We start from the raw sequence: 12,346 nt of genomic DNA, 5'->3' as shown, positions 1-12,346 counted from the left end.
TATTCAAGTCATTCAGAAAATCTTAATTTGAAGTAAGCCACGTTATTCTGAATTATCAAATCTCCTGATATCGGTGAGAGAAATCTAAACCAGACACCGTATTTGACGTTTTGCGACGACGGGATGTACGTTCCAAACGTTGCAAAGAAAAATCTGAAATCCTGGAAGTCTATGAATAATCTTCCACCAAGGACACCTACCAATCTGCCCTCGTCAAAATCCCAACCTAAGTTCACGATTGCTCCCTGCTCAAGCGACTTATCCGCAAACAAGAACATGCCAAATGAGTATATACCGCCAATTTGAACAAAGCTAAGAGGTAGCGTATCGATCAACGCATAACCTCTCTTTAGGTTTATTTCAATTTTCGGTTCTTCATTTCCCAGTTTTGAAAGTGAGAAGCCTTCATAGTTTAACGCAAACGGCCCTATAATCGTTTCACCTAATGGAATACTTGGCAATGACAACCAAGTCTTTGAATATTCTGATTGCAGGACTTGGTTTGTAGAAATGTAGTACGTTTTTTCAAATCCCGTGACAGGTATCGAATAGCTCTCGTACCCAATCGTTAGTGCAACACCATGCACTTGCCCGACAAAAGCCATAAAGTTGAAATAGCTTTTGTCAACCGGCCGTTTCATCGTTATGAATCCCAGTTTGTACGATTCGCTTCTGGTACTTTCATCGTGCAGTCTTAATCCTATTGCCAGCTTGGAGTCTTCGTAAATTAGTGATGCATTCCACATATTCAGCGAAAGTGCATTGTACATCCCATGTATTTCAGGACTTATGCCTTTCACAATATTGGTAATATCTTCCATTAAATCTCCAAAAGCTACTGTGAAAAAGAGAAACAAGAATACACCAACTGTTAGCAACTTCCTTAGCTGCCTCTTTCCAAACATCCCAGTTCCCCCCTCAAGCTTTGTCAAACGCGTTCCCTTCCCGACTCATCCTTTCAGTAGTCTGTTCAGTACCTCGTTTACGGTTTTAGGATTGGCCTTTCCTTTTAGTTCCTTCATAACTTGTCCAACAAAGAAACCGAAGAGACCTTCTTTTCCCGCTTTGAAGGTTTCAACCTCTTTTGGATGGCTTTCGATGACCTTCTTTGCAATCTCTTCTATCAATGATGCATCGTCAACTTGTCTTAAACCCTTTTCTTCAACTATCTGTTTTGGCATCTTACCTGTGAGAACGGATTCTTGGAACACCTCTTTTGCCATGTTTCTTGAAATAGTGCCATCTTTCACCAAGCCGATAATTTGCGCAAAAGTATCAGCATTTACGTGTAGCTTTTCTGGTTCGTGCTCACTGTACAGTCTGAAGAGCTCAGTTAAAAACCAGTTGGCAACTTCTTTTGGCTCTCCACTCTTTTTAACTGCTTCTTCGTACAAATCACCAACCTCTTTATCCTCAACCAATGCCCACGCTTCTTTTGCGTTCAACCCGTAACTTTCAACAAACCTGCGAAGTCTTTGTTCAGGTAATTCACCGATCGTTGATTTAATTTGCTCGATGAATTCATCCTCAAGTAATACGGGAGGTATATCTGGTTCTGGAAAGTACCTGTAATCGTGCGCTTCTTCTTTACTTCTCATGCTGACCGTTGTCTTTGTATTCAAATTCCATCCTCTTGTTTCTCTCTCCACTTCCAAACCCTTTTCCATGAGCTCTACGATGCGTTCGTATTCGTACTCAAGCGCCTTTTCAACGAATCTAAACGAGTTCATGTTCTTCACTTCTACTTTGTTGCTCTGCCTTCCTGTTAAGGTGTCTAATACAGAGATGTTTGCATCACAGCGCATAGCACCTTTTTCCATATCGCCACTGCTGACACCGATGTACCTCAAGATACTTCTAAGCTTTTCCATAAATATTCTTGCCTGCTCAGGCGATTCTATATCGGGTTCTGTGACAATCTCAGCCAACGGAACACCACACCTGTTCATATCTACGAGTGAGTAGTCAGCTTCGGTGATATTATCACCAGCATGCATAAGCTTTCCTGCATCTTCCTCTAAGTGTATTCTTCTTATTCGGACCTTTTTACCTTCAACTTCCAAAAATCCGTATTCTGCAAGCGGGTAGAAAAATTGCGTAATCTGATAGCCTTTCGGCAAATCAGGATAGAAGTAATTTTTTCTATCGAATCTCGAATATTTGTTTATCTTGCAATTCAAAGCCAATCCCAGCTTAACTCCCAATTCAAACATCTCTAAAGACGGTACAGGCAATGCCCCAGGTTGACCTGTACAAACCGGACATATCGAAGTATTCGGTTCCAAATCGAACACATCTGCACTACAACTGCAGAAAGCTTTCGTCTTGGTACTTAACTGAACATGTATCTCAAGACCTATAACGGGCTTGTATCTATCTAGTTTATCCATGCTCTCATTCAACCTCCTCGGTTATAATTACTTATCCTTCAAATGCCTTTCAATCTGGTCAGCGAAACCTAAGACCTTGGCATCGGAAAACCTTGGTCCCATTATTTGGATTCCCACCGGAAGATGTCCTACCTTGCCAAATGGCACGCTGATGGCAGGTAAACCTGCAAGATTCGCAGGAATTGTGAATATGTCCATCATATAATAAACAAGCGGGTCACTTACAGAACCTATTTTGAAAGCAACGATAGGGGAAGTTGGAGTAACGATAAAATCGTACTGTTCGAAGACGTTGTTGAGCTTCATGGCTATTTTCCTTCGCACCTTCTGGGCCTTTTCAAAATATGCATCGTAATAGGCTGCGCTCAATGTGAACGTTCCTATGAGTATCCTCCTTTTAACTTCATCCCCAAAGCCTATCCCTCTAGTCTTTTCGTACATCTCCCTTAGTCCTTCCGCTGATATTCTTAGACCGTATTTCACCCCATCAAATCTAGATAAATTTGAGCTTACTTCCGATGGTGCGATTATGTAATACGTCGCAACGGAATATTTGATCTCGTCTATATCGACCAGCTCCACAGAATGTCCGAAATTTTCAACAAACCTAACGAACTCCTCAACCTTTTGCTTGACACCTTCTTCTACTCCTTCGTCAAATGACTGCTTCGCAACGGCGATTTTCATCCTCGGCAATTCTTTGCCGATGAATTGTGTAAAATCTATCTGCCTCTCAACCGTGGTAGAATCGTTTTCATCTTTCCCAGCGATTATGTTCATCAATATAGCGCTATCTTCAACAGTTTTTGTGATAGGTCCTATCTGGTCCAAAGAAGACGCAAACGCAACAAGCCCGTAACGTGAAACTAAGCCGTACGACGGTTTAAAGCCGACAACACCACAAAAGGCTGCCGGCTGTCTAATAGAACCTCCCGTATCACTACCAAGGGCTGCCACTACTTCGCCAGCAGCGACAGCTGCAGCCGAACCGCCACTACTTCCCCCAGCAACTCTTTCTATGTCATGCGGATTTCTTGTTGGTCCAAACGAAGAATATTCGGTACTTGCTCCCATTGCAAATTCATCGAGATTGGTCTTTCCGACAACAGAAAAACCTGTAGATTTGAGCTTTTTCACAACCGTAGCATCGTAAGTAGCCACGTAGCCCTTCAGTATTTTCGATGCACAGGTTGTTTCTATCCCCTGAACGTTTATGTTATCCTTTATTCCGATAGGAACACCACTCGGAGCTTCTTTGTTGACACTTATAAATGCATTCAGCACTTTGTCTTCTTTCTCGATAACCTCCAGAGATGTTTTCACAAGTAGGTCTGGATTATCTTTTGCAAATTCAAAAGCTTGACTGAGAGTTAGTTTCTTAAATTCTTCTGTGTTGAAAAATTTCTCTCTCAAAGTGAACACCTCCTTGCTTTCTCAGGAAATTATACCACATCTTTAACAAAATGCACCGTTGTATGTTAGAATTGATAATAAAGCAAAAATACTGGCAATTAAACGACGGGAGGGAGTCTTAATGAGTTCGTTAATCTTCGAACCAAGCAGCGGTAAATACTACTACCATTACCCATTCCCCGTTGCCATAGTAGGTGTCAAAGCCGGTGAGAAAGTAAATTTCATGTCCGCAGCCTGGCATACGCAACTTTCGTTTGATCCACCACTTTACGGAGTGCTCATTTCACCGAAAAGGTATACAAACGAACTTCTAAAGCAAAGTAACGCATTTTCGGTTAACTTTCTAAAATTCGAAGACTACAAGACCGCTGGTTTTGTCGGTAGAACTTCGGGTAGAGAGCTTGACAAGGTCAAAACGTTCGGTTTGAAGTATTTCGATGGAAAGGTCGCTACCGTACCTGTTTTAGAAAACGCCATAGCCTGTTATGAATGTAAAATCGTTGACTCAAGAACCTACGGCGACCATATTCTCTATGTTGGAGAAATACTTGGAATACACTACGACAAGTCTTACTACGAAAATGGCTTGTCAAAATCATTGCTATTGTACCACGGTAACGATAGATACACATTCGCTAATAGTGAGAGTGTGAAATTTGGAAAAGAGGAAGTCTACGATGAAATCAACAAAAATAGAAAAGGATAACTTTGGTCTTTCAAAACTTAAAAGAACTGTGGTATAATCATAGCATAGGTTTCGCAATCACTAAAATGCATTGATGGGGGTGAACTGATATGAAGATTTTCCTTGATACAGCCAACCTTGAAGAGATAAGGCAAGGGGTCGAATGGGGTATTGTCGATGGAGTTACAACAAATCCAACGCTTATCGCAAAAGAAGGAGCCGATTTTGAAAAGCGGATAAAGGAAATCTGCGAACTTGTTCAAGGGCCTGTCTCCGCTGAAGTCATCTCGTTGAACTGGGAAGGTATGGTCGAAGAAGCCAGAAAACTTGCCTCCATCGATGACCATGTTGTAGTGAAAATCCCAATGACACCAGACGGAATTAAAGCGGTCAAAATCCTGTCAGCCGAAGGAATTAGAACGAATGTGACTCTCGTGTTCAGTGCAAACCAAGCACTCCTTGCGGCAAAAGCCGGTGCAACGTACGTCAGTCCCTTTATTGGAAGAATAGACGATAACGGAAACGACGGGATAAAATTACTGGAAGAGATCATGCAGATTTTTGTTAACTACGGATTTGAAACGGAAGTGATAGCTGCAAGCATCAGACATCCGATGCACGTTGTTGAGGCTGCACTTATCGGTGTGGACATAGCAACTGTACCATTTGAAGTACTCAAAAAGATGTTCACACATCCTCTTACAGATGTTGGAATAAAGCGGTTCCTGCAAGACTGGGAATCGTACAAAGCTTCGAAAAAGTAAAAGTAATGGAAAAACAAAGGGAGGTAAATAGATGTATCGTTCGCATACTTGTGGGGAGCTTCGCTTAAGAGATGAAGGAAAACAAGTAAAACTTGCGGGCTGGGTTGATAGAATCAGAGACCTTGGCGGCGTAAAATTCATCGTTCTTAGGGACAGGTACGGTAAAACGCAAGTTGTTGTGAACCCTGATTCACCAGCCTATTCAATTGTAAATTCTATTTCCAGAGAAGATGTCATCAATGTAGAAGGCACCGTCCGTGCAAGACCCAAAGAGGCCGTGACCTCCGATCCAACAGGTGAGATAGAAGTTCTTGCTGAAAAGATAGAAATTCTTTCAAAATCTGAACTTCCGCCGTTCTATCCTGGTGATGATGTTTCTGAAGAAATGCGCTTGAAGTACAGATACTTAGACCTCAGAAATCCAAAGATGGCAAATAATCTCATAATCAGGCACAAAATGGCATTCCATGCGAGAGAATTCCTCACAAATCAAGGCTTTTTAGAAATCGAAACGCCATACTTAACAAAAAGCACGCCTGAAGGTGCCAGGGATTTCCTCGTGCCCTCAAGATTGAAAAAATGGAACTTCTACGCTCTCCCTCAGAGCCCACAACTTTTCAAGCAGATACTCATGATCGGTGGAATGGATAGATACTTCCAAATCGTACGATGCTTTCGTGATGAAGATCTAAGAGCTGATAGACAACCCGAATTCACGCAAATTGACATCGAAATGTCGTTTGTCCACATGGAAGATGTCTTGGAACTTGCGGAAAACCTCATTCGGTACATATATTCCAAAGTAGGGATACAGCTACCTGAGAAATTTGACAGAATACCATACGAAGAAGCGATGGAGAAGTACGGTTCAGATAAACCTGACAGAAGATACGGGATGGAGCTCCAAGATTTAACCAACTACTTTACAAACACCCAATTCAAAATCGTGGCAGATGTATTGAATAACGGAGGGTTTGTAAAAGGCTTTAAAACTAACATACCGATGAGTAGGAAGATAGCAGACGAATACTCGGAGTTTGTGAAAGCATTCGGCTTAGGTGGTGTACTGTGGTTTAAGATTGAAAATGGTCAAATCACCTCCACCACAGCGAAGTACTTAGAAAAAGAGTACACTGAAATATCGAAAGCCTTTGAAATGAAAGAAGGGGATGTTCTTATCCTTGCAGCCCACAGCAACAGGGAAAGACTGAACGAAGCATTAGGTGCTCTGAGGCTTAAGATAGGAAAAGAACACTTCAAAGTTGAAGGCTACGATGCCATGTGGATCATAGACTTCCCATTCCTCGAGTGGAGTGAAGAAGAAAACAGATTTGTTGCAAGACACCATCCATTCACAATGCCGTATGTCGAGGATTTAGAAAGCGGCGTTGAACTTTCAAAAATCAGGGCACATGCGTACGATATGGTTATCAACGGCTTCGAAGTCGGTGGTGGAAGTATAAGGATACACAGGAAGGATATACAAGAGAAAGTTTTTGATATAATAGGTTTGACGAAAGAAGAAATGGAAGAGAAATTCGGCTTTTTCTTGGAAGCACTCAAATACGGTGTACCACCGCACGGTGGAATAGCGTTTGGTTTGGACAGACTGGTTACCATCGCCGCTGGTGCTGACAGTATCAGGGAAGTTATAGCATTCCCGAAAACATCGAGCGGAACGTGTTTGTTAACAAATGCACCATCACCAGTTTCACAAAGGCAACTCGATGAGTTAGGAATTTCCTTAAAGCAGTAAATATCGCAACATTCAGCGTAAATGGGAGGTGTGCGTATGGCTATTAAGTTTGAGAAAAAGGAACAAGGTGACAAACTCATCATCTCTATACATGGCGAAATAGATGCGTATCATTCAGGAGAGGTTAAGAAATTCATCAAAGACGCCATTGCCGAGACTAAGTTACCAAAGATTGTACTCGATATGTCCGAGGTTAACTACATCGACAGTGCAGGGCTTGGTAGTTTAGTAGCGCTTTACAAAGATGCCAGAATGGCTGAAAAAGAACTCGTTCTTGCTTCGCTGAAACAAACCGTTATGAGAATATTTGAAATGACAAGGCTTGATAGAGTCTTCAAAATTGTCCAAACTGTTGAGGAGGCATGATAAATTGCACTGCAAGATAGCAATAGACGGACCAGCCGGCTCCGGAAAGACTACCGTTGCAAGAGAACTCGCCAAGAGGCTGGGAATTGAGTACCTTGATACAGGGGCAATGTATCGTATCGTTGGACTTTACTTACATAACTGCGGTGTAAATCCTGATTCAACTGAAGAAATCGAAAAAATACTTAACGAAGTTTCAATCGAATACAAAGATGGGGAGTACTATTTGAACGGCAAGAAAATAGGAGATGAGATCAGAACTGCTCAAGCGGGTGTTTACGCTTCCCAGTACGGGGCAAGCCCCGTAGTGAGGAAATTTTTGACAAAGCTGCAAAAAGAGATCTGTGCAAACAGAAGCATCGTTGCAGAAGGTCGTGATATCGGTACCGTCGTCATGCCGGATGCGCAAGTTAAAATATTCCTAGTCGCTTCGCCAGAAGTTAGGGCAAAGAGAAGATACGAAGAACTCAAAATGAAAGGTTTGGAAGTGAGTTACGACGAACTCCTTCGACAGATAATAGAACGAGACAAACTAGATTCTTCCAGAGAGATAGCCCCTTTGGTCAAAGCAGAGGATGCTATTGAGATCGATTCTTCGAACCTGAGCGTTGAGGAAGTGGTGGAGAAAATATTAGAAATCGTTAAAGAGCGATGTAAATTAACAAGGTAAAAAATGGCAAAGGAGAAAAATTTCCATGCCAGAAATTTTTATCGGTCCTGTTGGATTTTGTTTTGGTGTTGAAAGAGCCGTTGAGAAGGTTGAACAACTACTTCGGGAAGGAAGAAGTGTTCTCACAGATGGCGAGATAGTGCACAACAAGAACGTAATGTTGCACCTTAAGGAACTTGGTTTGAAAACACAGGACAATGTAAGTTCCGTTGGTGAGATTTTTGCTGTCAGAGCACATGGCTTACCTCCGAAGACAATAAAAGAGCTTTCGCAGCAATTTAAGATAGTAGACTTAACATGTCCTATAGTTTTAAACGTATTTAAGCTTGCTGAAAAGCTTAGAAGCGATGGATTTAGAATCGTTGCCTATGGTAACCCGCAACATGCGGAAATGGTAGCACTAAAAGGGCATGTTGAGGATTCCATAATCACCAAGACCCCAGTTCGCCTTGAACCAGGAAAGTGGGCAGTTATTAGTCAAACAACGAGTTCAAAGGAAGGGTATGAAAAATTCATAGAATTGATGAAAACACTAAACCCGGATTGCCAAATTGTCAGTTACAATACCATATGCAATGTCACTATTGAGCGAGAAAAATTTGCCAAAGTCTTTGGAGAAAAATGCGACTTAGTCATCGTTGTCGGTGGAAAGAACAGTTCAAATACAAAGAAGCTTTACGAAATCGCTTACCAGCAAGGCAATGCAAAAGCAATACATATTGAAGACCTTGAAGAATTTAAACATGTAATTTCTACTGATGCTGAGCTTTTGGAGACCCTTTCAAGTTCCAGTTCAAAGATTGGCATTTTAAGTGGTACTTCAACATCGAATAGCGATGTTAGCAACATCGTCAAATACATACTTGAAAAATACGGTGGGAGGGAACTTTTCATGGCGGAATTTGAGAAACTCAACAACGCTGTCCAGGAAGGGCAGGAAAACTTTGAAGAGTCAAAAGAAAACTTAGAACCTTCTTTTGAAGAACTCCTCAACGAATCTGAAAAGGCTATGGAACAGAATCGCGTGGGGAAGGGGCGCGTAGTTGAAGGTACCGTGACTGAGGTTACGCCAACGGGATTAAACGTAGATTTTGGATGGAAGGGCACAGGTGTTGTACCACTTGAAGAGCTTTACAGAGACCTTTCTGAATACAAAGTGGGGCAGAAAATCCTTGTTAGGATAGAAAAATTCAACGAGGAAGAAGGAACTGCCATTCTTTCTGAGAAAAAGCCGATGCAAAGAAAAGTTATGGAAGATATATTAAACGCATTCAACGAGGGAAAGACTGTCACAGGTAGGATCCTTGAAAGGATAAAAGGTGGATACAGAGTTCTTCTTGAAAACGTTGTGGAAGCGTTCCTTCCAGGTAGTGAATCTAATTTAAAGGAAGGTGAAGAATTACCAAGGGAAAAGATGCACTTTGCAGTCATTAATTTTGAGCAGCGCGGAAGAAAGACCAACATCGTCGTTTCAAGAAAAAAGCTTTTCCAAAAACTTGTTGAAGAATTCTTCCAAACGAAAAAACAAGGTGACGTTGTCGAAGGTATTGTTGAAAACATCGATGAACGTGGTGCATTTGTCAAAATCGGTGGTGTTTTGACTGGTTTCCTGCCAAATCAGGAAGTTTCTTACAACACGAATGCCAAGGCATCAGACGTACTTTCAGTTGGTAAAACCGTAAAATTGCAAATCAAAGAAATCGACCCAACAAGAAAAAGAATAACGCTAAGTTTAAAAGCTCTGATGCCAGATCCATGGGAAAATGTGACTAAGAAATTCCAAGTAGGACAGCAAGTTACAGGTATCGTCACATCGATAAAGCCGTTCGGTTTCTTTGCAAAGATTGATGATGGTATTGAAGGTCTCGTGCCCATATCAGAAATCTTCTGGGGCAAACCCGGAAAAGTCACTGACGTTGTTGCCGTTGGCGATGCGGTTAAATTGCAAATACTTGAAATCGTTCCTGAGAAAAGAAGAATTCTGCTTAGCTACAAATCCGTTGAGGGAAACCCGTGGGACAAGGTTGCGGAAAAATATCCGGAAGGAAGCATTGCTACTGGTAAGGTTGTAAAGGTACTTCCAAACGGAGTTATCGTCGAGCTTGAACCAAATATAACGGGTTTTTGCAACATTTCAGAAATATGCTGGAACTTCGTCGATAAAATAGAAGAGGTTGTAAAAGAAGGAGAACAAGTGAAATTCCAGATACTCTCAATCGACAAAGAAAATAAAAAGATCAAGGTCAGCATCCGAAGAGCAAAAGAAAACCCATGGGAGAAATTTGCCAAAAATCACAAAGAAGGAGATACGGTAAGCGCAAAGATTATCAAAGTCCTAGATAAAGGCTACATCGGTCTTTGTGAAGGCGTTGAAGTGTACATACCGAAAACACAAGTCTACGAAACGTTAAACATAGGCGACGAAGTAAGCGGAAAAATCATCAAACTTGAACCACAAAAAGATATTTACAAAATCATTGTAAGTCCTAAAGCACACGATGACGAAATTGCTTTGAAAACAGCAAAAGACGAAGAACAAAAAGGTACAGCTCAAGTGAGTATGGAGGGAAAATTGGAGAATGCTGTTGAATCCGAAGAACCAGAAAGGGGAGCAAGTAAAGACTGAAGGTCAGACAAATAAATCGTTCACCACAAACAAGTTACCAACGGTGCTGATAGTTGGTAAAAGCAATGTTGGAAAATCAACGCTCTTCAACAAGCTTATCGGCAAAAAGAAATCAATAGTTGCGGACGAGCGAGGAACAACCAGGGACGCGGTCGTTGACCGCGTCGTCTATTTTGACAAAACGTTCCAGCTTGTTGATACGTGCGGAATCTTTGAAGGAAAAGAAGACGAGATCTACGAAAAGAGTAGAGAATTCACGCTCAAGGCTCTGCAAGAAAGCGATTTGATACTCTTTGTGGTAGACGGAAAGAATGGACTTTCTTCCGAAGATCATACTATCGCCGATATGCTTAGAAAATCTGGGGTAGACGTTATCTTAGTAGCTAACAAATCAGAGAGCGAAAAGAACTACTCAAAGGTTTATCCCGAGCTTTTCAGTTTGGGATTTGGTGAACCTTTCCCTGTTTCCGCAGAACAGAGCAAAAACCTCGACGAATTGGTAGAATTGATCATCTCAAAGCTTGAAGAGAAAGGATACGATTTGAGCAGTGCACCGAAGTTGGAGAATCTCATAAGAGTAGCAATCGTTGGTAGACCAAACGCTGGCAAGTCTTCCCTTTTCAATATGATCGTAAAGGAAGAGCGTGCACTTGTAACACCGATAGCAGGAACAACACGCGATACAATAGATGAGATCGTCAAAATCGGGGATAAAAACTACCTCTTTGTTGATACTGCTGGATTGAGGAAAAAGAGTAGAATTGAAGACTTCATAGAACGTGTGAGCACGTTCAGAACTATAGACGCAATAGAACGCTCCGATGTGGTAGTTTTAGTTATCGACTCGACGGAGGGTATAACAAGACAAGACCAGAGAATAGCAGGGCTTGCTGAGAAGAATGGTAAAGGCATCGTCGTTGTTTTCAACAAGTGGGACTTGATCAAACATGCGGATAAAAGGGTCAAAGATTTTATGGACCAGTTCAGCGAAAAATTGTATTTTGTTGACTTTGCACCTGTTGTCTTTACGAGTGCGATAAACCACGTGGGCTACAAGGAACTCGTAAGGTCTATAAACACCGCTTACGATTCACTACACAGAAGGGTACCAACAAGTGCTGTGAATGCCGCCATTCAAAGGATGATAGCCCGACCACCTCATGGACTGAAACTCTACTACGGATTACAAGTAGATATTCGACCACCAACGTTTTTATTCTTTGTGAATAAATTAGAAGTGCCTGAGAGTTTCCAAAACGCGATAAGAAAAACAATAAGAGAGCAGGTCGATCCGTTTACTGGTGCTCCGATATTTTTGAAATTCAAGGAGAGAGAATAAACTTATGGGTAACTCTGAGCCTTTATCAGACGAATTCTTAGGCGCACTTGAACAGATGCTGAATGAGGCAAAACAAACGGCGTGCCCGCCGTGTGTGAAGTGTGGTTGGTGTTGTAGGCACACCGTTTGTTACTACGGCGAATGGGACTATGAGAAAAACCAGTGCAAATACTTAACGGAAGATAACCTCTGCAGTAAATTCGAAGAGATAAACGCGTACGAAGAAGCTCAAAAACTTGAAATTAGGCTCTTTGGAAGCGGATGTTGTTTGAACTACGAAAATCCCGACAGATTGAAAATTTTGAATCAGATGGATACAAGCGATGGGAAGGTGTGA

11 protein-coding genes are annotated in these 12,346 nt (G+C 41.7%); 8 read left to right on the top strand and 3 right to left on the bottom strand.

All coding sequences use genetic code 11. The features are described from left to right. Positions 1 to 8: 8 nt before the first annotated feature. The 3 genes from CBS1_RS06910 to gatA are packed head-to-tail and all read right to left on the bottom strand — an operon-like array spanning position 9 to position 3,803. Entirely contained in the window at positions 9 to 905 is an 897-nt protein-coding gene (locus CBS1_RS06910; protein ID WP_241685498.1) for a hypothetical protein, read from the bottom strand. Between the two features lie 45 nt (positions 906 to 950). After that, a complete protein-coding gene (gene gatB / locus CBS1_RS06905; RefSeq protein WP_090222190.1) occupies positions 951 to 2,390 on the bottom strand; it encodes an Asp-tRNA(Asn)/Glu-tRNA(Gln) amidotransferase subunit GatB in 1,440 nt (479 codons plus the stop codon). Between the two features lie 27 nt (positions 2,391 to 2,417). After that, positions 2,418 to 3,803, bottom strand: coding sequence for an Asp-tRNA(Asn)/Glu-tRNA(Gln) amidotransferase subunit GatA (gene gatA, locus CBS1_RS06900; protein WP_090222191.1), 1,386 nt, complete (start codon positions 3,801 to 3,803; stop codon positions 2,418 to 2,420). Positions 3,804 to 3,924: 121 nt separating this feature from the next. Here gatA and CBS1_RS06895 point away from each other — a divergent pair, with 121 nt between their 5' ends. From CBS1_RS06895 to CBS1_RS06860, 8 genes are all read left to right on the top strand, one after another. After that, positions 3,925 to 4,509 (top strand): flavin reductase family protein, encoded by a 585-nt coding sequence (locus tag CBS1_RS06895; RefSeq protein ID WP_090222192.1) that lies wholly within the window; start codon positions 3,925 to 3,927, stop codon positions 4,507 to 4,509. 89 nt (positions 4,510 to 4,598) lie between these two features. Next, positions 4,599 to 5,252 carry a fructose-6-phosphate aldolase gene (fsa, locus tag CBS1_RS06890; protein WP_033191719.1) on the top strand — a complete coding sequence of 218 codons (654 nt, stop codon included), beginning with the start codon at positions 4,599 to 4,601 and terminating at the stop codon, positions 5,250 to 5,252. 31 nt (positions 5,253 to 5,283) lie between these two features. After that, positions 5,284 to 7,008, top strand: coding sequence for an aspartate--tRNA ligase (aspS, locus tag CBS1_RS06885; RefSeq protein ID WP_033191720.1), 1,725 nt, complete (start codon positions 5,284 to 5,286; stop codon positions 7,006 to 7,008). 36 nt (positions 7,009 to 7,044) lie between these two features. Then, complete coding sequence (locus tag CBS1_RS06880) at positions 7,045 to 7,374, top strand: STAS domain-containing protein (protein WP_090222193.1); 330 nt, start codon at positions 7,045 to 7,047, stop codon at positions 7,372 to 7,374. Between the two features lie 4 nt (positions 7,375 to 7,378). Continuing rightward, positions 7,379 to 8,044 (top strand): (d)CMP kinase, encoded by a 666-nt coding sequence (gene cmk, locus CBS1_RS06875; protein ID WP_033191722.1) that lies wholly within the window; start codon positions 7,379 to 7,381, stop codon positions 8,042 to 8,044. A 25-nt stretch (positions 8,045 to 8,069) separates the two neighbouring features. Continuing rightward, positions 8,070 to 10,670 (top strand): 4-hydroxy-3-methylbut-2-enyl diphosphate reductase, encoded by a 2,601-nt coding sequence (ispH, locus tag CBS1_RS06870; protein WP_033191723.1) that lies wholly within the window; start codon positions 8,070 to 8,072, stop codon positions 10,668 to 10,670. After that, entirely contained in the window at positions 10,624 to 12,009 is a 1,386-nt protein-coding gene (gene der / locus CBS1_RS06865) for a ribosome biogenesis GTPase Der (RefSeq protein WP_090222195.1), read from the top strand. The genes ispH and der overlap by 47 nt, the downstream gene beginning before the upstream one ends. Before the next feature lie 4 nt (positions 12,010 to 12,013). Then, positions 12,014 to 12,346 carry a hypothetical protein gene (locus CBS1_RS06860; protein ID WP_033191724.1) on the top strand — a complete coding sequence of 111 codons (333 nt, stop codon included), beginning with the start codon at positions 12,014 to 12,016 and terminating at the stop codon, positions 12,344 to 12,346.

The sequence above is a fragment of the Fervidobacterium changbaicum genome (assembly GCF_004117075.1).
Taxonomy (GTDB): Bacteria; Thermotogota; Thermotogae; order Thermotogales; family Fervidobacteriaceae; genus Fervidobacterium; species Fervidobacterium islandicum.
Note: the sequence above shows the minus strand (reverse complement) of the source record. Positions and strands in the feature narration are given on the sequence as shown.